At 71.8% G+C, this 18780-nt stretch carries 19 protein-coding genes; 11 read left to right on the top strand and 8 right to left on the bottom strand.

Translation table 11 applies throughout. The features are described from left to right. The first annotated feature begins 18 nt into the window (after positions 1-18). Positions 19-1587, top strand: coding sequence for a sensor histidine kinase (locus H4696_RS27205; protein ID WP_086863940.1), 1569 nt, complete (start codon positions 19-21; stop codon positions 1585-1587). Beyond that, positions 1584-2258, top strand: a complete 675-nt coding sequence (locus tag H4696_RS27200) for a response regulator (protein ID WP_086863941.1) — start codon at positions 1584-1586, stop codon at positions 2256-2258. Before H4696_RS27205 ends, H4696_RS27200 begins: the two co-directional genes overlap by 4 nt. Here the strand turns inward: H4696_RS27200 and H4696_RS27195 are convergent. After that, positions 2203-3330 (bottom strand): FAD-dependent monooxygenase, encoded by a 1128-nt coding sequence (locus H4696_RS27195; protein WP_086863942.1) that lies wholly within the window; start codon positions 3328-3330, stop codon positions 2203-2205. The two genes, H4696_RS27200 and H4696_RS27195, sit on opposite strands and share 56 nt — an antisense overlap. Before the next feature lie 49 nt (positions 3331-3379). On the opposite strand from H4696_RS27195, the gene H4696_RS27190 reads away from it, so the two are divergent. Beyond that, on the top strand, positions 3380-3913 hold the full coding sequence (locus H4696_RS27190) for a TetR/AcrR family transcriptional regulator (RefSeq protein ID WP_249027178.1): 534 nt from the start codon (positions 3380-3382) through the stop codon (positions 3911-3913). A gap of 133 nt (positions 3914-4046) precedes the next feature. Here the strand turns inward: H4696_RS27190 and H4696_RS27185 are convergent, their stop codons facing one another. The 4 genes from H4696_RS27185 to H4696_RS27170 form a co-directional block, all read right to left on the bottom strand. Next, positions 4047-4811 (bottom strand): ABC transporter permease subunit, encoded by a 765-nt coding sequence (locus H4696_RS27185; RefSeq protein WP_086863943.1) that lies wholly within the window; start codon positions 4809-4811, stop codon positions 4047-4049. After that, positions 4808-5722, bottom strand: a complete 915-nt coding sequence (locus H4696_RS27180) for an ATP-binding cassette domain-containing protein (protein ID WP_086863944.1) — start codon at positions 5720-5722, stop codon at positions 4808-4810. The genes H4696_RS27185 and H4696_RS27180 overlap by 4 nt, the downstream gene beginning before the upstream one ends. A gap of 100 nt (positions 5723-5822) precedes the next feature. Next, positions 5823-8243, bottom strand: a complete 2421-nt coding sequence (gene hrpB, locus H4696_RS27175; RefSeq protein WP_086863945.1) for an ATP-dependent helicase HrpB — start codon at positions 8241-8243, stop codon at positions 5823-5825. Continuing rightward, positions 8240-9070, bottom strand: coding sequence for a glutamate ABC transporter substrate-binding protein (locus tag H4696_RS27170; RefSeq protein WP_086863946.1), 831 nt, complete (start codon positions 9068-9070; stop codon positions 8240-8242). Before H4696_RS27170 ends, hrpB begins: the two co-directional genes overlap by 4 nt. Positions 9071-9158: 88 nt before the next feature. Here H4696_RS27170 and H4696_RS27165 point away from each other — a divergent pair, with 88 nt between their 5' ends. The 6 genes from H4696_RS27165 (at position 9159) to H4696_RS27140 (ending at position 12954) form a co-directional block, all read left to right on the top strand. After that, the gene (locus tag H4696_RS27165) at positions 9159-9665 is read left to right on the top strand and encodes a MauE/DoxX family redox-associated membrane protein (protein ID WP_086863947.1); all 507 of its coding nucleotides are present in this window, start codon (positions 9159-9161) and stop codon (positions 9663-9665) included. A gap of 72 nt (positions 9666-9737) precedes the next feature. After that, complete coding sequence (locus H4696_RS27160; RefSeq protein ID WP_086863948.1) at positions 9738-10481, top strand: DsbA family protein; 744 nt, start codon at positions 9738-9740, stop codon at positions 10479-10481. A 111-nt stretch (positions 10482-10592) separates the two neighbouring features. Beyond that, positions 10593-10943: a hypothetical protein gene (locus H4696_RS27155; RefSeq protein ID WP_086863949.1), complete on the top strand. Its 351-nt coding sequence runs from the start codon at positions 10593-10595 to the stop codon at positions 10941-10943. Continuing rightward, a complete protein-coding gene (locus H4696_RS27150) occupies positions 10940-12070 on the top strand; it encodes an NlpC/P60 family protein (RefSeq protein ID WP_192782565.1) in 1131 nt (376 codons plus the stop codon). Before H4696_RS27155 ends, H4696_RS27150 begins: the two co-directional genes overlap by 4 nt. Before the next feature lie 3 nt (positions 12071-12073). Then, a complete protein-coding gene (locus tag H4696_RS27145; RefSeq protein WP_086861992.1) occupies positions 12074-12454 on the top strand; it encodes a hypothetical protein in 381 nt (126 codons plus the stop codon). 5 nt (positions 12455-12459) lie between these two features. Next, the gene (locus H4696_RS27140; RefSeq protein WP_086861991.1) at positions 12460-12954 is read left to right on the top strand and encodes a YbaB/EbfC family nucleoid-associated protein; all 495 of its coding nucleotides are present in this window, start codon (positions 12460-12462) and stop codon (positions 12952-12954) included. On the opposite strand, the gene H4696_RS27135 is transcribed toward H4696_RS27140, so the two are convergent. The 3 genes from H4696_RS27135 to H4696_RS27125 form a co-directional block, all read right to left on the bottom strand. Then, complete coding sequence (locus tag H4696_RS27135) at positions 12951-14090, bottom strand: 4-hydroxybenzoate 3-monooxygenase (protein ID WP_086861990.1); 1140 nt, start codon at positions 14088-14090, stop codon at positions 12951-12953. The genes H4696_RS27140 and H4696_RS27135 overlap by 4 nt on opposite strands. Before the next feature lie 72 nt (positions 14091-14162). Next, positions 14163-14930: a helix-turn-helix transcriptional regulator gene (locus H4696_RS27130; RefSeq protein ID WP_086861989.1), complete on the bottom strand. Its 768-nt coding sequence runs from the start codon at positions 14928-14930 to the stop codon at positions 14163-14165. A gap of 25 nt (positions 14931-14955) precedes the next feature. Beyond that, complete coding sequence (locus H4696_RS27125; protein WP_086861988.1) at positions 14956-15447, bottom strand: DinB family protein; 492 nt, start codon at positions 15445-15447, stop codon at positions 14956-14958. 153 nt (positions 15448-15600) lie between these two features. Between H4696_RS27125 and H4696_RS27120 the strand changes: the two genes are divergently transcribed. Together H4696_RS27120 and H4696_RS27115 are read left to right on the top strand one after the other, a co-directional pair. Further along, positions 15601-17430, top strand: coding sequence for a glycoside hydrolase family 3 protein (locus tag H4696_RS27120; RefSeq protein WP_086861987.1), 1830 nt, complete (start codon positions 15601-15603; stop codon positions 17428-17430). 29 nt (positions 17431-17459) lie between these two features. After that, positions 17460-18728, top strand: a complete 1269-nt coding sequence (locus H4696_RS27115) for an RICIN domain-containing protein (RefSeq protein WP_086861986.1) — start codon at positions 17460-17462, stop codon at positions 18726-18728. Positions 18729-18780 lie beyond the last annotated feature (52 nt).

Here is an 18780-nt window from a genome sequence, read left to right as displayed (position 1 = left end):
CCTTGTAGCTTCGGACGTGTGCAAGAGGTGACGAAGCGCAGGTGGCGGGTGGTGCTCGACGTCGCGCTCGGCCTGTTCCTCGGCTTCATCGTCGCCGCGGGCACGATCGAGAGCCGATCGTACTGGGAGCTGGCCGGCGGGCTCGCCGTCGTGGCGGGGTCGGTGGCAACGTCCCGGCGCTATCCCGTCGTCTCGCTCGGCATCGCGCTGGCCGGGGCGCTCGCCGTGCCGTTCCCGTATGGCGACCGCTTGCCCGTCTGGGTCGTGTTCGTGCTGGTCGCGATGAGCTACCTGGCCGGGCTGCGGATGGACCGGGCGCGGCCGGGCGTGCTGATCGGCGTGGCCGTGGTGGTGCTCGGCCTGCCGCTGTCGCTGTTCGCCGGGCCCGACGGGCTCGGGGACTGGGCGGCGATGGTCGCGATCCTGGTGTTCGCCGGGCTGTCGCCGTGGCTGCTGGGCCGGTACGTCCGGGTGCGCGGCGAGCTCGCGCGCACCGGCTGGCGGCGGGCCGAGGAGATGGAGAGCAGGCAGCGGCTCGTCGCCGACCAGGCGCGGCTGCGCGAGCGCGCCCGGATCGCCAGCGACATGCACGACTCGCTCGGGCACGAGCTGAGCCTGATCGCCGTCCGCGCCGCCGCCCTCGAGGTCGCGCCGGGGCTCGACGACCCGCAGCGCGACGCCGCCACGCAGTTGCGGACCAGTGCCGCGGCGGCGACCGAGCGGCTGCGCGAAATCATCGGCGTGCTGCGCGAGGACGCCGCCCCGGTCGAACCGGTGCAGGGCGACCTCGACGAGCTGATCGCGCGGGCGCGGGCGTCGGGGCTGCTGATCGATTCGACCGTCGACAGCGCGCAGGCGCCGCCGATGGTCGCCCGCGCCGCCCACCGCGTGGTGCAGGAAGCGCTGACGAACGTGGCGAAGCACGCGCCGGGGGCCGCGGTGGTGGTCCGGGTGACCAGTTCCGGTGCTCTGACGGAGGTGAGCGTCGTCAACGCGCCACCGCCCGCCGGGCCGCTGCCGGGCGCGGCGTCCGGGCGCCGCGGGCTGATCGGCCTGCGCGAGCGCGTCCGGCTGGTCGGCGGGACGCTGCGGGCCGGACCGCACGAGGGCGGGTTCGCCGTCACCGCGACGCTGCCGCACGACGCCGCGCCGGTCGAGGAGACGCCGGAACTGCGCGAGGCCGCCGACGACGAGATCGGGCAGTCGACGTCCGCCCGGGCCCTGGAGCTGGCCCGCCGCGACGTGCGGCGCAGCCTGATCCAGGCGGTAGTCGTGCCGCTCGCGTTGTTCGGGGTGGTGCTGGCGGTCGGCGGGATCGCGTTCCTCTACCAGTGGAACTCCTCCGAACTGCCCGGCGGCGCCTACGAACGGCTGCGGATCGGGCAGCCGCGGGCCGAGCTGACGCTGCCCGAACGCCAGCGCTCGGCGCGGCCCACCCGGGGCGAGCCGCCGTCGGTGCCCGGCGCCGCGTGCGAGTACTACGGCGCCGGGCGGTCGTGGCTGAACAACGACTACGCCGCCTACCGGCTATGTTTCGCCGATGGGAAGCTGGTTTCCAAGGACTGGTTCGCCGAGGGGGCATCGTGATCAGGGTGGTACTGGCCGACGACGAAGCGCTGATGCGGGCGGGAGTTGCGGCGATCCTCGGCGCGGACCCGGACATCGAGGTCGTCGCCGAGGCCGCCGACGGGCGCGCGGCGGTGTCGGAGGCGCTCGCCACCCACCCGGACGTCGTGCTGCTCGACATCCGGATGCCGGGCCTGGACGGCCTCGGTGCCGCCGCCGAGATCCGGAAACTGCTGCCCTCGACCGGCGTGATCATGCTGACGACGTTCGGCGAGGACGAGTACATCGAACGCGCGCTGGGCCTCGGCGCGGGCGGGTTCCTGCTGAAGTCGGGGGATCCGCGCGAGCTGCTGGCCGGGATCCACGCCGTCGCCGGCGGGGCCGCGTTCCTCTCGCCGAAGGTCGCCCAGCGGGTCATCGCGCGGCTGTCCGGCGGCCGCTTGACGCGTGCGGCCGCGGCCCGGGAGCGGATCAGCGCGCTGACGCCGCGCGAGCGGGAAGTGCTGACCCTGCTCGGTTCCGGACTGTCCAATGCGGACATCGCGGCGCGGATGTTCGTCGTCGAAGGCACGGTGAAGGCGCACGTCAGCACGATCCTGACCCGGCTCGGCGCGAAGAACCGGGTGCAGGCGGCGATCACGGCGTACGAGGCGGGACTGGTCGGGGGAGACGCGGCGGCCGCCACCCCGTGATGGCCGCGCCTGCCCGGGCTGTCGCGTTCGCCGGGAGCATCCTCAGTACGGCGGTGCGCAGCGCTATTGCGACGGGATTGGCCAGCTGGGCTCCCAGCTTGCCCATCCGGACGGACTCCCTGGCGACCTTCTGGCTGCGCGGACGTCGTTCCTCGTCGTAGCTCCGGATCGCCTGCGTCAGGTCCTTTGTGGACACGGCGTGGGCGAGCACCACGGCGTCTTCGAGTGCCTGGCAACCGCCTTGGCCGAGGAACGGCGGCATCGCGTGCGCGGCGTCGCCGAGCAGCGCGATCCGGCCGCGGGTGTAGGTCGGCAGCGGCGTTCCGAGGTGGTAGAGGTCGTGGTGTAGCAACGCTTCCGGTGGGGTCGCGTCGATCAGGGCCGGGATGGGGTCGTGCCACGCGCCGAAGTCCGGGGTGCACGGGTTGCGGCCCGGCTCGGTGACGTAACAGATCCACCAGTAGACGTCGTCGCCGGTGAGGGGCAGGACGCCGACTTCGGTGCCGCGGTCGAAGCTCGTGCCGAGCCTGGTGTGCGGCAGTTTCGCGACGCCGCGGAAAGCTGCGCTGCCGGAGTAGACGGGCTCGGGGTGGTGCGGGAAGAGCGCGCGGCGGACGCGGCTGCGGATCCCGTCGGCGGCGACGACCAGGTCGGCTTCGATCTCACCGCCGTCGAAGCGGACGAGCCCGTCTTCGCGGACCTCGGTGACTTCGGTGCCGGTCCGGAGGCTTTCGGCGGGGACGGCCTCCGTGAGCGCTTTGACGAGGTCCCGCCGGTGGATGGCGCCGAGCGGACGGCCGTGGCGGCGTTCGAAGGCGGCCGAGTCCCAGCGGGTGATCCGGCGGCCGCGGCGGTCGCGGAACCCGCCGTCGCGTTGCGGGGCGAGGCTGCCGCCGAGGTCGACGCCGAGTTCGTCCAGGCAGCGCAGGGCGTTGGGCCAGAGCGAGATCCCGGCGCCGACGTCGCCAAATTTTTCGGCTTGCTCGAGCACGGTGACCCGCCAGCCGACCCGGTGCAGTCCAGCTGCCGCGCCGAGTCCTCCGATGCCGCCCCCGACGACCACTGCGTGCATGGCTCCTCCTCTACAGGTGTAGAGGACTCTACACCTGTAGAGTGGGGTGGTGGAACGACTAGAGGTGATCGCCGACACGGCCATCGAGGTGATCGCGGCGGACGGCATGCGCGGCCTGACCCACCGGGCGGTCGACCGCGCGGCGGGCTTGCCGGCGGGCTCGACGTCGTACTACGCGCGCACGCGGGCGGCGCTGCTCTCGCTGGCCTTCGCGCGGATCGTCGAACTGGACCAGGTTTCGGCGTCGTCGCGCGATTTGGCGGAGCTCATCGCCGGGTACGCGTTCGAGGCGATCACGTCGGGGCGGACGCGGATGCTGGCGCGGTACGAGTTCGCGCTGGAGGCGACGCGGCGGCCGGAGCTGCGCGCGGAGTACGACTCGGGCGGGGCGTTGATCCGGCGCCGGGCCGCGGAGGTATTGGCGGCGGCGGGTTCTTCGGATCCGGTCCGGCATGCCGGGGTGGTGGTGGACTGGATGGAGGGGACGATCTTCGGCGCGCTGGCGGGGGCTTCGGAGCCGGCTTCGCGGGAGTCGTTGGTGCGGAGTGCGCGGGAGATCCTGGCGGGTATCGGGGTGAGCTGAAGCGGCCGGGTTGTCCACATCTGGCACGTGCTGTGGACAACCCGGCCCGCAGCGACGGCGCCGAGCCGGTTTGTCGGGGCGCGCCGATAGGCTGGACAAGGGCACGCCCCCCAGGGAGGGCGGGGGTCTCGGCTCAGGCGTCGCGGCGCCGCAGCACCGCGGTCCCCACCGCCAGCGCCACCACAGCCCACACCGCGCACACCACCAACCCCACCCAAGGCGCGTACGGCGCCGCCGTCATCGTGATCGGATTCGGGTGCCCCGCCTCCACCGTCGCGTTCACCCCGGCGATCCCCGGGAAGTACGCCACCAGCTCCGGCTGCCCCAGTGAAGCCACGATCAGCGGCAGCGGCACGAGCAGCACGATCACCGACATCAGCGTCCCCGCCGCGCTGCGCAGGGCCCAGCCGGCGCCCGTGGACAGCAACCCCAGCAACGCGAAGTACCCGCCCATGCCCGAAGCCGTCGTGAACGCGCCTTCGAACGACGTCGGCAGGCCGTAACCGTCCTTCAGTCCAGCGGCCAGCGCCATCCCCGCGCACGCCAGCAGGACCCCGAAAACAGCCAGCACCGGTACCAGGACCGCCGCCTTCGCCACGACCACCCGGGGGCGCGCCGGGGTCCACAGCAGGGTCGACCGGATGCCGCCGCCGGTGTATTCGCTCGTCACGAACAACGTCGCCAGTGCGATCACCGCGAACTGCGCCAAGTAGAACCCGCCGCCGAGGGCGATCGTGTCGGCGCCCGACGGGTCGTCGTTGTAGCGCTGGGCGATCGCCGACAGCGTGCTGTAGCCCAGCATCAAGGCCGTCGCCGCCACCAGGCACCACCACGTGGCCCGGACCGACCAGAACTTCGTCCACTCCGACGCCACCGCGCCGCGCACCGCCGTCGTCATGCCGGCACCCCGTATTCCACCGAAGAAGCAGTCAGTTCCATGTATGCCTGCTCGAGCGACGCCGTCCGCTCGGTGAGGCCGTGCAGGCGGATCCCCAGTTCGTGCGCCAGGTCGCCGACGCGGGTGACGCCGACGCCGTCCACCACCAGCTCGCCCGGCTCGCCGGGGTGCGTCAGCCCGCCCTCGGCGCGCAGCCGGGTGTCCAAAGTGGAGAGTTCGGCCGCCGCCGGGACGCGCACCGAGACCGTCGTGCGGGAATTGCCCGCGATGAACTCCGCGACCGGGGCGTCGGCCAGCAGCTTGCCCTTGCCGATCACCACCAGGTGGTCGGCGGTCAGCTGCATCTCGCTCATCAGGTGGCTGGAGACGAACACCGTCCGCCCCTCGGCCGCCAGCGAGCGCATCAGCTGCCGGACCCAGCGGACGCCGTCCGGGTCGAGGCCGTTGACCGGCTCGTCGAACATCAGGACGCCGGGGTCGCCGAGCAGCGCGCCCGCGATGCCGAGCCGCTGCCCCATGCCGAGGGAGAACTGGCCGGCCCGCTTGCCGGCGACGTCGGAAAGCCCGACGGTCGCCAGGACCTCTTCGACGCGCGCGGCCGGGATCCCGTTGCTGCGCGCCATGGCCAGCAGGTGCTTGCCGGCGCTGCGGCCGGGGTGCAGCGCCTTGGCGTCGAGCAGCGCGCCGACCTCGCGCAGCGGGTGCCGCAGGTCGGCGTAGCGCCGTCCGCCGACGAGGGCTTCGCCCTGCTGCGGGTGGTCGAGGCCGACGGTCATCCGCATGGTCGTCGACTTCCCGGCGCCGTTGGGCCCGAGGAACCCCGTCACCCGCCCCGGTTCGACGTCGCACGTGAGCGCGTCGACGACCGTCTTCTCCCCGTACCGCTTCGTGAGCGCGCGAAGCGTGATCATGGTTCCTCCCGGTTGTTCGCCTGTACCGGGAGTCTGGGGTTTCCGGGGTGCCGGGGGCATCGGACGTCGGTCGCGGCGCGCCCCCGACTTTCGGCGGGGGTCAGCCGCGGCGCCGGGTGTGCCGCGTCGGGGCGGCGGTGGCCGGGTCTTCCGGCCAGGGGTGCTTCGGGTAGCGGCCGCGCAGGTCGGCGCGCACGGCCGGGTAGCCGGTCGTCCAGAAGCCCGCGAGGTCCGCGGTGATCGCGGCCGGGCGGCCGGCGGGGGACAGCAGGTGCAGCACCACCGGGACGCCGGCGAGCGTGGGCGTTTCGGTCCAGCCGAACGTCTCCTGCAACTTGACGGCGAGGACCGGCCGGTCGCCGCGGTAGTCGACGCGGATGTGGGAGCCCGACGGGACTTCCAGGCGGTCCGGGGCGAGGTCGTCGAGCTTGGCCGCTTCGGGCCAGGGGAGGAGAGCCTTGAGGGCGGTGCCGGCGTCGATGGCGGCGAGGTCCGCTTTCCGGCGGGCGCCGGACAGGTCCAGCCAGCGGTCCACATCGGACAGCAAAGCGGCGTCGTCCACCGCGGGCCACGGCGGGCCGAGGACCTCGTGCAGGAACGCGAGCCGTTCGCGCAGGCGGGTCGTGTCCGGGCGCCACCTGAGGAGGCCCAGCCCTTCGGCGCGGAGGCCGGCGACGAGGGCGTCGTGGACGTTCGCGTCCTTGAGCGGCCGCTCGGACAGGACGATCGCGCCGAGCTTGCGGACGCGCCGGGCGACGACGTCGCCGTCCCAGGTGACTTCGTCCACTTCGGACACCGAGCCGGCGCGGACGGCGAGGCGTTCGTCGGCGGCCGCGGCGAGGCGGATGGTGCCGTGGACGCGGCCGGGGTCCCGTGTCGCTTCGGCGACGGCCAGCCATTCGGCGTCGAGACCGCTGCCCGGCGGGAGTTCGGCCGCGGTGCCGCCCGCCATGAGGTACACCGGAGCGCCGCCGGGACGCCGTTTCGCGAGCCGCTCGGGGTGCGCGAGCGCGACGACCAGCGCCGGATCGGCCGTGAAGGCCTCCTTACCGGCGTTTTCGCCCGTGAAGGAGGCCTTCACGGACTTGCGGTCCGTGAGCAGGGACTCGAGGCGGCGGGCATCTTGTTTCCAGCGGCGGGAGGGGGCGTCGGTCGCCGAGCGCAGCCGCCGGAGTTCGGCTTCGACGTCGGTCAGCGTGCCGCCCGCGTCCAGCAGGGCCACCACTTCCGCCGCGTTGCGGGCGCCGACTTCCGCGGCGCCGTCCAGCAGCGCCCGCGCCAGCCGCGGGTGCAGGCCCAGCTCCGCCATCCGCCGCCCGCGTGCGGTCACCACGCCGCCGGAGGTCGCCCCGAGCGTCTCCAGCAATGCGCGGCCCGCCGCCAGCGCGCCCTCGCCCGGCGGGTCCCACCAGGCCAGCCCGCTGCCGTCCGGCGTCGACCAGCACGCCAGTTCCAGCGCCAGCCGCGCCAGCTCGGCCGTGCGGATCTCCGGCTCCGGGTACGCGGGCAGCAAGGACTGCTCGTTCTCCGCCCAGCAGCGGTACGCCCGCCCGGGCCCCTCACGACCCGCGCGGCCCGACCGCTGCGTCGCGACCGCCGCCGACACCCGGACCGTCGCCAGCCCGGGCAGCCCGCGCCGGTGGTCGACCCGCGGCACGCGCGCGAGTCCCGAGTCCACCACCGCGCGCACGCCCGGCACTGTCAGGCTCGACTCCGCCACCGCCGTCGCCAGCACCACCCGCCGTCGGTCACGCGGCCGCAGCGCGTCGTCCTGGTGGGCCGCCGACAACCGGCCGTGCAGCGGGAGAACGTCCACATCGGACAACCGCAGCAGATTCGACGTCCGCGCGATTTCCCCCGCGCCGGGGAGGAACGCGAGCACGTCGCCTTCGCCCGACGACAACGCCGTCCGCACCGCGCGGGCGACGCACGCCTCGACGCGTTCGCCCCGCGCCGGGGGCAGGTACGAGTACGAGATCGGGTAAGTCCGCGCTTCGGCCGTGACGACCGGTGCGTTCCCGAGCAGCGACGCCAGCCGCCCGGCCGCGACCGTCGCCGACGTCGCCAGCAGGCGGAGGTCGTCGCGCAGCCCGGCGCGGACGTCCAGGAGCAGCGCCAGCAGCAGGTCCGCGTCCAGGTGCCGCTCGTGGCATTCGTCGAGCAGCACCGTCGACACGCCGGGCAGCTCCGGATCGCCCTGCACCCGCCGCACGAGCAGCCCCGACGTCACGACTTCGACGCGGGTCCGCGCGGACACCTTCCGGTCGCCGCGCACGGCGTAGCCGACGGTCTCGCCGACCGGTTCGCCCAGCAGCGCGGCCATCCGCGTCGCCGCGGCCCGCGCCGCCAGCCGGCGGGGTTCGGCGACCACGACGCGCCCGCCGTCCGAAGCCAGGGCGAGGGGCACCAGCGTCGTCTTCCCCGTGCCGGGCGGCGCGACGAGGACCGCGGTGCCGTGGGCGTCCAGCGCGGCCAGCACGTCGGGCAGCACCGCGCGGACCGGCAGGTCGGGCAGTTTCACTTCGGGGAGACCTCGGGGGGTGGGGGCAGCTGGTAACCGGACGGCCCGATGTTCGCGTTGAGCGAGCGGAGCCATTCGCCGGAGGAGATCATCTTGCGGATCGCGTCGTCGACCGCGTTGACACCCTGCGTGTCGCCCTTGCGCAGGCCGACGCCGTACTTCTCCGCCGAGAACGGCTTCCCGACGATCTTCAGCAGCTCGGGGTCGCGCGCGACGTAGCCGGCGAGGATCACCGCGTCCGTGGTGACGGCGTCGATCTGGCCGGCCAGCAGCGCCGTCACGCAGTCGGAGTACCGCGGGTACTCGACCAGCTGGACGGCCTGGGCGAACTTGTCCTTCACCTGCTGCGCCGGCGTCGACCCGGTGACCGAGCACAGCCGCCGCCCGTTGAGGGCCTCCGGGCCGGTGATGTCGGCCGACGTCCGGCGCACCAGCAGGTCCTGGCCGGTGGTGAAGTACGGCCCGGCGAACGAGACGACCTGCTTGCGCTTGTCGGTGATCGAATAGGTGGCCACGACCAGGTCGACCGCGCCGGAGGTGAGGTCCGTCTCCCGCGTCGCCGACGTCGTTTCGCGCCAGGTGATGTCCTTGGCCGCGACGCCGAGTTCCGAGGCGACGAAAGTCGCGACGTCGACGTCGAACCCGACGAACCGGCCGTCCACGGTGTGCTCCGAAAGCCCGGGCGCGTCGAACCGGATGCCGATGGTCAGGTGATCCGTGGCACTCGCCCGGGTGACCAGCGAGTCGGTCGGCGAAACGCTCGCCGGGCCGCACGCCGACGTCGTGACCAGCAACAACGCCGAAGCGAGGAGCGTGCGCCACCGCATCCAGCCGCTCCCTCCGCCGCTGCCCTGCCCTCACGTGGTTCTCAGGTCCTCCCGTTAGCCTAAGTGCGTGGTGCGACCGTCCCAACCCGTGCTGGACGCCGTCGGCACGCTCGCCCGGCTCGGGCTGGCTGCCGTCTGGCTCGTTTCGGGTGCGCTGAAACTGGCGGATCCCGGGCAGACGCTGATCGCCGTGCAGGCGTACGACGTGCTCCCGGACGCGCTCACGGACGTGGTGGCCATCGCGCTGCCGCTCGTCGAACTCGTGCTCGGGCTGTTCCTGCTCGCGGGCCTGGCGACCCGGTGGGCCGCCGGTGCCGCGCTGGTGCTGCTCGTCGTGCTCATCGCCGGCATCGCCCAGTCGTGGGCGCGCGGGCTGAGCATCGACTGCGGGTGCTTCGGCGGCGGCGGCCAGGTGGCGGCGGGGCAGACCGAGTACCCGCAGGAGATCCTCCGCGACACCGGGTTCGCGCTGCTCGCCGTCTGGCTGCTGGCGCGGCCGCGCACGTGGCTGTCGGTCGACGGCTGGCTGGCGCGAGGTCGCGGGAACTCCACCGAGCCCGAGGCCGACTACTCGGGTATCGCGGAAGGGAACTGATACACAGTGGGTGGAGCTGAGCGGACCGCTCGGAAGCGTCGTCAGGCCGCGCAGGCCGGGGGAGCCAAGGCGGTGGCCCAGGCCAGGGGCGCGTCCGGGGACAAGCGGAAGTGGATCATCGGGATCGCGGCGGTGGTCGTCGTGGCCGCGCTCGTGATCGGCGGCGTGATCTGGACGATTTCGGACCGGAACAAGACCGAGGGCAAGACCATCGGCACCGGTGAAACGACCAGTTCGCTGGCCTCCGATGTCACCCAGAAGCGTGACGGAGTGGTCGTCACCGTCGGCAAGCCGGGCGCCAAGGCCACGATCGACGTCTACGCCGACTTCCTCTGCCCGATCTGCGGTGAGTTCGAGAAGCAGTACAAGGGCCAGGTCGAGCAGGCGGTCAACGACGGCAAGCTGCAGGTCCGCTACCACATGGTGCCGCTGCTGAACGAGCGCTCGAGCCCGCCCGGCTACTCGCTCGACTCGGCGAACGCGGCACTCGCCGCGGCCGACGCCGGCAAGTTCGTCCAGTTCCACGACGCGCTGTTCGCGAACCAGCCCGAGGAAGGCAAGCGCGGCTACGACAAGGCGCAGCTGATCGAGCTGGGCAAGAACGTGGGGATCACCGACCCGGCGTTCGCGCAGACCGTCAACGCGGGCACCTACGACGACCAGCTCAACACGGCGTTCCAGCAGATCGAGAACGACCCGAAGCTGGCGCAGGACTTCGGTGGCGGCCAGCGCGGCTTCGGCACGCCGACGGTCACCGCGAACGGCACGATCGTGTCCTGGCAGGACCCCGATTGGCTCAAGAAGGTCACCGGCTGACTCCGGGCAATTCGCCCACCCGGGTACGGACCGTGGTCTAGGCTGAATCCCGCACCATGGGGAACCGGGGGTCGCGCGCGCACGTCGCACCCCCGGTGACAGGGAGGGCCAGTGGACGGTTCGCATTCGGGGTTTCACGTCGACGACGGCGCGTACACGCGGTACGCGCGCGAAGTCGACCCGCTCGGGGATGACGTCAAGGGTGCCGCCGACAAGCACGTCGGCCCGCACGTGACGCTCGGCGGCCACGGCTTCTCGGAAATGGGCGGCGAATCCGGGTTCTCGGGGGCCTACAGCGGCCGGATGCGCGCGCTGCAGGAGAAGATGCACCGCGTCGGCGGCGGCTGGCGTCAGGTCGGCGAGGCTGCCCGGCAGACCGACCGCAACTACGCGGCGGTCGAAGCCGAGCACGGCGACGTCGTGCGCAGACTCGGGACCGACCTCGGGCCGGGCCGCGCGTGACCGAGCACCACGCCGACCAGCTCGTCCGGCACGGCCTGGACACCACGAACCAGTTCGCCGCCAAGGTGCGCCACGACCCGGCCGCGATCGGCGGCGCGCGGGACGCGCACTACGCCCTGCAGACGTCGGTGGGCCGCACCCGCGACGTCGCGTCCGAGCAGCGCGTCAACCTGACGTCGGCCAGTTCGGGCTCGACGACCGATCGCGCCACCGCGACGTCGCAGAGCCTCGAGAAAGAGGTCCAGGACCTCCTCGACGAGAGCGCCGAGATCGAGAAGGCCGTCACCGAGGCCGCCGAGGCGCTGCACGTCGGCGAGATCAAGAACGACCAGGTGCGCGACCAGATCATCAAGGAGATCTCGGCGTCGATGAAGGCGCTGGCGGCGGTGAAGTCGATCCAGCCGCCGGAGAGCCGCGCCGCCGCGTCGCGCGACATCCTGATGAAGCTGCAGACGAAGATCACCCAGCTCACCGGCCAGGCCGCGACCTTCAGCGAGCAGACGATCAACCAGCTGACCGACATCGGCACCCGGCTGGGCGGCGGCGAGCAGACGACGTCGTCGAGCAGCGCTTCCTCGACGAAGGTCGGCTCGTCGTTCAACAGCAACAGCGGCTACTCCGGCGGCGGCTCGGACGGCGGGGGCGGCGGCGGTGGGGGAGGCGGCGGCGGTGGTGGCGGCGCCGTGCACAAGCCCCGGCTGCCGGTCGCGATCCCGCCGCAGCCCGGCTCCGGCGTCGCGATCAACCTGCCCGGCGGCAAGCAGGTCATGGCGCCGAACGAAACCGCGGCGAAGGCCGTGCGCAACGCGCTTTCGCAGCTCGGCGTGCCGTACGTCTGGGGCGGCACCGCCCGCGGCCAGGGCCTCGACTGCAGCGGGCTGACCATGACGTCGTACCAGGACGCGGGCCTGCAGCTGCCGCGGACGGCGGCGCAGCAGACGGTCGGCGCGGAGGTCCCCTCGATCGACCAGCTCCTGCCCGGCGACCTCGTCGTGTGGTCCGGCCACGTGGCCATGGTGATCGGCGACGGCCAGATGGTCGAGGCGGGCGACCCGGTGCAGATCAGCAAGATCCGCACCACGAACGCGGGACAGTCGTTCATCGGTTTCTACCGGCCTACGGGGTGAGTGGTGGCTGACTTCGACATCGAGCTGGCGACAGCGCGGATCACCGAGCAGGCGGAGCGGGCGGAGGCCGATGCTTCGGCGCGCTTCGCCCGCTCCGGCCCGGTGGTGGGCAAGGCGGCGTCCCCGGACGGCACCATCGAGGTCCAGGTGGCTCCCGGCGGGCTGCTGACCGGGCTGACGATCCACCGCTCGACGCTGCGGCACGGGTCGGCGGTGCTCGCCGACCAGATCCTCGAGCTGGCCCAGCGCGCGACCCGCCGCGCGGGCGACCGGATGTACCACGCGCTGGCGCCGGTGGTGGACAAGGCGCAGCTGGACGTCCTGGGGTACGAGCCGATCCCGGACGACGACCCGGACGCCGACACCTACACGTACGGGAGGTGACCGGGGTGATCACGACCCGCCAGCTGATCGAGCAGGCCCGGGCCCGCGAAGCAGCCATGTCCAAAGTGGACGAACTGATGGCCGCCGCTTCCGGGACCGCCCACGACGTCGACGGGCAGGTCGAAGCGACCGTCGACGCCCGCGGGAAGCTCTTGCGGTTGTGGCTTGCGCCGTCCGCGATCAACCTCGGCGAGCAGCTGGGACCGCGGGTGGTGGAGGTCGCGCAGGCCGCGATGCGGGAAGCGACCCAGGACGCCTACAACAAGGTCGCCTTGCTGCTCGGCGAGGACATGACGTACATGATCGAGCAGATGACGGGGATGCCGGCGCCGGCCCGCGCGGCGGACGACGACCCGGGCATGACGGTCGAGGAGTTCCAGCGGCTGCGGGCCGAGCGGCTGGGTGCCGAACCCGCGGCGGCGCCGTCCGTGCCGAGTACCGAGGACGAGGACGCGTACTGGGAGTCCTTCGACCCGGCCTCCCTGCGCTCGGACCGCTAGTTCACCCCGGCGGCGAGTTCGCCGAACAGGCGGCTCGCGGCGGGTGACGTGAACTGGCGCGTCAGTTCCGCGCGGGCGATCCGCTTGCGGAACTCGCCCGCGTAGGAGGCGTCACCGGCGTCGTGCATGACGTCGGTGATCCACGCCGCGAACGCCTGGTAGTTCCAGACGTGGTCCAGGCAAGTCTCCGAATATGCGTCGAGCAGGCTCGGATCGTCTTCCTTCGCCTGCCGGATGACGGCGCGCGCGAAGGTTTCGGCGTCGAAGAGGGCGAGGTGGATCCCCTTGGCGCTCATCGGCGGGACGATGTGGGCCGCGTCGCCGAGCAGGTACAGCCGGCCGTGGTGCATCGGGCTGTAGACCACGTTTCGCAGGGGCACCAACCGCTTTTCGGCGATCCGGCCGGGCGTGACCGGCCGGCCGAACCGGGCGCTCAATTCACTCCAGACGCGCTCGTCCGGCCAATCCGCGAGTACGTCGTCGAGGGCGCACTGGAGGTAGCCGCGGCTGGCGTGCGCGCCGCGCGGGATCATCCCCGCCAGGCCGCGGGAATGGATCGCCATGCCGGACGGGTTCGCGGGCACCTCGGCCAGCACGCTCAGCCAGGCGTAGCCGTACTCGCGGGAGTAGCGGGTGAGGGCACCGGCGGGCACGGCCGTCCGGCTGACCCCGCGGTCGCCGTCGCAGCCGGCGATGAAGTCGCAGTGGATGGTGACGTCGGCGTACCGCACGACGGGATTTTCGAGGTTCGCCAAGGTGATGCCGTCGGCTTCGAAGCGGAGATCCCCGCCGGCGCGCAGGAAGACGTCCGTGAGGTTGCGGACGAGGACCTGCTGGGGGCAGAAGACGCTCTCGTCGTCCTCGGCGAAGTCGATCGGCAGTTCCTCGCCGTCGAGGAAGAAGCCGCCCTCGACGTCCGGCAAGGCGTCGTTCGCGAACACCTCCTCGAGTCCCCACTCGCGGAACATGCGCACGCCGCGGGTGTCGATGGTTCCGGCCCGTTGCCGCTGTTCGACGTATGCCCGACTCCGCTTCTCCAGGACGACGCAGTCGATTCCGCTGCGCTGCAACAGGTTCGCGAGGGTGAGCCCGGCGACCCCGGCTCCGATGACGACGACGGTGGTGTGTTCGGTCATGGGTCCACTGTGGTCCCGGCGGCGGCCGCCACCAACCGGTGCGGGGACACCGGATACCGGAAACCCGCCAATTCACCGCCGCCGGGTGCGCCCGGCCTGGTACCGGCCCGGAGTCTGGCCGACGACCTCGGTGAAGGCGTCGATGAAACTCGACGGGTTGGACCACCCGCACGCCATCGCGGTGTCGGTGACCGAGTGGCCTTCGGTCAGGTGGGCCAGCGCGTGGTGGACGCGCAGGATGGTGCGCCAGCGGTGGAAGCCCATGCCGAGCTCGGCCTGGAACAGCCGGCTGAGGGTGCGTTCGCTCGCCCCGGCCGCGCGGCCCAGCTCGGCCAGCGTCGTGGTCCGCGCCGGGTCGGCGTGCAGGAGGGCGGTGACGGCGCGCAGCCGGTCGTCCCGCGGTTCGGGCAGGTGCAGGGCCTCTTCGGGCGGCCCGGCGAGTTCGTCGAGCACGACCTCGCGCAGCCGCCGATGGGCGCCCGGGCGGCTCTCGCGCTCGTCCGTCAGTGCCAGGAGGACCTCGCGCAGGAGCGGGCTCACCGCGAACACGCCGGGGTGCGCCGCGAGCTCGCCGCACAGCTCGGCCGGGATGACGACGAGCCGGAAGTCGGTCCGGCCGTAGCAGCGGTGCGAGTGGTCGAACCCGGGTGGCGTCCAGGCGACCCGGTCGGCCGGGGCGACCCAGGTCCCGCGTTCGGTCGTCGTGGCGAAGGCGCCGGCGGCCGCGTAGACCAGCTGGCCGTCGGCGTGGCGGTGGGGGCCGAGGTGGAAGCCGTGCGGCAGCCGGCCCTTTCCTGCGGGCGTACGGCCTTCGGGCGTGGGGTGGCGGGTTTCCGGCATCGGCCGCCAGCCTACGCCCGAACTGTCACGCGAGCTGGGCCGTGGAGTTCGCGCCGTCCAGCGCCTCCCGGAGGATGTCGGCGTGGCCCGCGTGCTGGGCCGTCTCGTGGATCAGGTGCAAGATGATCCGCCGCGCGGACCAGAACTGGGGCTCGGGCGGGGACCACGGCGTCGTCGGCAGCCGCGCCTCGATGTCCAGTGAGGGCAGGGAAGCCACGTACGCGTCGGTCTCGGCGGCGGCCGCCGAGTACTCGGCCAGCCAGTGGTCCAGCGTTTCGCTCATCGAGTACTGCTCGGTGTCGAGCATGCCCTCCGGCAGCTCCCCGTCGCCCTTGCGCAGGATCTCGAGCCAGAGGCGTTCGCCCGTCGCCAAGTGCCGGATCAGTCCGCCCAGTGTGAGGGTGCTGACCGTCGTGCGGCGGGCCGCGTCGGCGTCGGAGAGGCCGCGGGCCGGGATCAGCAAGCGCTTGCGGACCTCGGCGAGGAGGGAGAGCAGGTCGTCGGTTTCGCGAGTCATGAAGGCACCGTAGAACCGAATTAGGTCAGATCCCGGCCGCAACGGACAATCCCGCTCAGCGGCACCCGAGTTCGCTGAGAGGTCTGGACCAACTACCTCGGCTGTGTATTAATTCAAGGCGTGAATTTTGGTCTCTCGACGAGGAGGACCCGAATGGGCCTCGGACGCAGGCTGGGGATCGGCGCGCTCGCCGTCGGGCTGCTGCTGGCTTCGGAAACCACCGCCCTCGCCGGGAACGGCCCGGCCTACAAGGATTCCTGGCGACCGGTCAAGGTCCGCGTCGCCGACCTGATGTCCCGGATGACCCTCGACGACAAGCTCGGCCAGATGATGCAGGCCGAGCGGCTCGGCGTCACGAGCCCGGCCGACGTCACCACCGGGCGGCTCGGTTCGCTGCTCTCCGGCGGCAGCTCCCAGCCGACCCCGAACACGCCGGTCAGCTGGGCCGACATGTACGACGGCTTCCAGAAAGCCGCGCTGGCCACGCCGTTGGGGATCCCGCTCATCTACGGCGTCGACGCCGTCCACGGGCACAACGGCCTCTACGGCGCCACCGTCTTCCCGCACAACATCGGCCTCGGCGCGACGCGCGATCCGCGGCTGGTCGAGAAGATCGGCCGCGCCACCGCCGAAGAGGTGTCCGGTACCGGCATCGACTGGGATTTCGCGCCTTGCCTGTGCGTCGCCCGCAATGACCGCTGGGGCCGCACCTACGAGTCGTTCGGCGAGGTCCCGCAGCTGGCCACCGAAATGACGTCGATCATCACCGGCCTGCAGGGGCCGCGGCTGGACCGGCCCGGCTCGGTGCTGGCCACCGCCAAGCACTACGTCGGCGACGGCGGCACCACCGGCGGCGTCAACGAGGGCAACACCGAGATCAGCGAGCAGGAGCTGCGCGCGATCCACCTGCCGCCGTTCAAGGCCGCGGTCCAGCGCGGGGTCGGCTCGGTGATGATCTCCTACAGCAGCTGGAACAGCGTCAAGATGCACGCGGGTGCGTACCTGATCAACGACGTCCTCAAGAAGGAGCTCGGCTTCACCGGGATCGTCGTTTCGGACTACAACGGCGTCGACAAGATCGACGGCAAGAGCGGGTTCACCCCCGAAGAGGTCGAGGCATCGATCAACGCCGGCATCGACATGGTGATGGTGCCCTACGAGTGGCGGAAGTTCATCGACACGCTGCGCACCCTCGTCCAGGACGGCCGCGTGCCGATGGCGCGGATCGACGACGCGAACCGGCGCATCCTCACCAAGAAATTCGAGCTCGGCCTGTTCGAGCACCCGCTGACCGACCGGCGCTTCCTGGGCACGATCGGCAGCAAGCAGCACCGGGACCTCGCGCGCCAGGCCGTCCGGGAATCCCAGGTGCTGCTGAAGAACGAGGGCGGCGTGCTGCCGCTGGCCAAGCGGCACGAGAAGATCTTCGTCGCCGGCAAGAGCGCCGACGACATCGGGAACCAGTCCGGCGGCTGGACGGTCGGCTGGCAGGGGACCAGCGGCCCGGTCATCCCGGGTACCACCATCCTGCAGGGTATCGAGAGCAAGTCCTCGTCGGTCACCTACGCCAAGGACGGCACCGGGATCGACCCGAGTTACGACGTCGCCGTCGCGGTCATCGGCGAAACGCCCTACGCCGAAGGCAAGGGCGACCGTCCACAAGGGATGGGGCTGGACGCCGCCGACCTCGCCACGCTGCGGAAGCTGAAGGACTCCGGCGTGCCGACGGTGGTCGTGCTCGTGTCCGGGCGCCCGCTGGATGTCAGCGCGCAGCTGCCGGACTGGGCCGGGCTCGTCGAGTCGTGGCTGCCCGGGAGCGAGGGGCAAGGTGTCGCCGACGTCCTCTTCGGCGACTACAACCCCACCGGCAAGCTGCCGGTGACCTGGATGCGCAGCGCGGACCAGCAGCCCATCAACGCCGGCGACGGCAAGCCCGCGCTGTTCCCGTTCGGCTTCGGCCTGCACTACCCGCGCCACTGGTGATCCCCGTCCCCCACCGGAAGGAACATCGCATGCCCCGCCGTCCCCTGGTCAGAATCCTGGCCTTCTTCGCCGCCTGCCTGGGCTTGAGCCTGGGTGCGCCGGCCGTGCAGGCCGCGACACCGTTCAAGGTGCTCGCGTTCTACAGCGGCACCTACGACGCCGCGCACATCAGCTTCGAGAAGGAGGCCAACGTCTGGTTCGCCCAGCAGGCGGCGGCCAACGGCTACACCTACTCCTCGACGACCGACTGGAACCGGCTCACCAGTATCACCAAGTCGACGGCCGACGTCGTGCTGTTCTTCGACGACCAGCCGCAGTCGGCCGCGCAGTTCCAGGGCTTCCAGAATTACATGCAGAACGGTGGCGGGTTCTTCGGCTTCCACGTCACGGCGTACAACGACAGCTCGACGCCGTCGTACGCCAACTGGTTCCACAACGACTTCCTCGGCACCGGCCGGTTCACGTCGAACACGTGGGGCCCGACGCCGGAGACGCTGAAGATCGAGAACCGCACGCACCCCTCGACGGTCAACCTGCCGGCGACCATCAAGTCGTCGACGTCGGAGTGGTACGCCTGGCAGAACGACCTGCGCCAGAACCCGAACATCGCCATCCTGGCGTCGATGGACCAGTCCACGTTCCCGATCGGCACGGACCCCAATCAGACCTGGTACAGCGGTTACTACCCGATCGCGTGGACGAACAAGAACTACAAGATGCTCTACGCCAACTTCGGGCACAACGCGATGAACTACGAGACGAACACCGCGCTGTCGTCGACGTTCGAGAGCGCCGACCAGAACCGGTTCGTGCTCGACGGCCTGAAGTGGCTCGGCGGCGGTTCGACCACGCCGACCGACCCGGGCACGATCGACCCGTCGGCCTGGTACGCGGTGACGAACAAGGCGTCCGGCAAGTGCGTCGACGCGCGGGCCGCGGGCAGCACCAACGGCACCGTGATCCAGCAGTACACCTGCAACGGCACCACGGCCCAGCAGTACCAGTTCGCCGCGACCAGCGGCGGCTTCGACCGGATCAACAACCGCACCAACCCGGCCGAGGTCATCGACGTCACCGACGTGGCGACGACGGACAACGCCGGCCTGCAGCTGTGGTCCTACAGCGGCGGGAACAACCAGCAGTGGCAGCCGGTGTCGGAGGGCAGCGGGTACTACCACTTCGTCGTCCGCCACAGCGGCAAGTGCCTGACGGTGCCGGGAGCTTCCACCGCGGACAGTGTCCAGCTGGTCCAGTCGACCTGTGACGGCAGCGCCGCTCAGTCGTTCAAGGTCGCCTGACGAGAAGGGTGCGCCACGGCGCCCCCTCAGTTAACATGAATGACCTTCACGT

Origin of the sequence: Amycolatopsis lexingtonensis (assembly GCF_014873755.1) — a bacterium.
Classification (GTDB): domain Bacteria; phylum Actinomycetota; class Actinomycetes; order Mycobacteriales; family Pseudonocardiaceae; genus Amycolatopsis; species Amycolatopsis lexingtonensis.
Note: the sequence above shows the minus strand (reverse complement) of the source record. Positions and strands in the feature narration are given on the sequence as shown.

What these genes read in the sequence shown, in the direction of transcription:
- H4696_RS27195 (WP_086863942.1), bottom strand. Translation starts at nt 3,330, where the DNA reads ATGCACGCAGTGGTCGTCGGGGGCGGCATCGGAGGACTCGGCGCGGCA.
- H4696_RS27185 (WP_086863943.1), bottom strand. Translation starts at nt 4,811, where the DNA reads ATGACGACGGCGGTGCGCGGCGCGGTGGCGTCGGAGTGGACGAAGTTC.
- H4696_RS27180 (WP_086863944.1), bottom strand. Translation starts at nt 5,722, where the DNA reads ATGATCACGCTTCGCGCGCTCACGAAGCGGTACGGGGAGAAGACGGTC.
- H4696_RS27170 (WP_086863946.1), bottom strand. Translation starts at nt 9,070, where the DNA reads ATGCGGTGGCGCACGCTCCTCGCTTCGGCGTTGTTGCTGGTCACGACG.
- H4696_RS27135 (WP_086861990.1), bottom strand. Translation starts at nt 14,090, where the DNA reads ATGACCGAACACACCACCGTCGTCGTCATCGGAGCCGGGGTCGCCGGG.
- H4696_RS27130 (WP_086861989.1), bottom strand. Translation starts at nt 14,930, where the DNA reads ATGCCGGAAACCCGCCACCCCACGCCCGAAGGCCGTACGCCCGCAGGA.
- H4696_RS27125 (WP_086861988.1), bottom strand. Translation starts at nt 15,447, where the DNA reads ATGACTCGCGAAACCGACGACCTGCTCTCCCTCCTCGCCGAGGTCCGC.
- H4696_RS27120 (WP_086861987.1), top strand. Translation starts at nt 15,601, where the DNA reads ATGGGCCTCGGACGCAGGCTGGGGATCGGCGCGCTCGCCGTCGGGCTG.
- H4696_RS27115 (WP_086861986.1), top strand. Translation starts at nt 17,460, where the DNA reads ATGCCCCGCCGTCCCCTGGTCAGAATCCTGGCCTTCTTCGCCGCCTGC.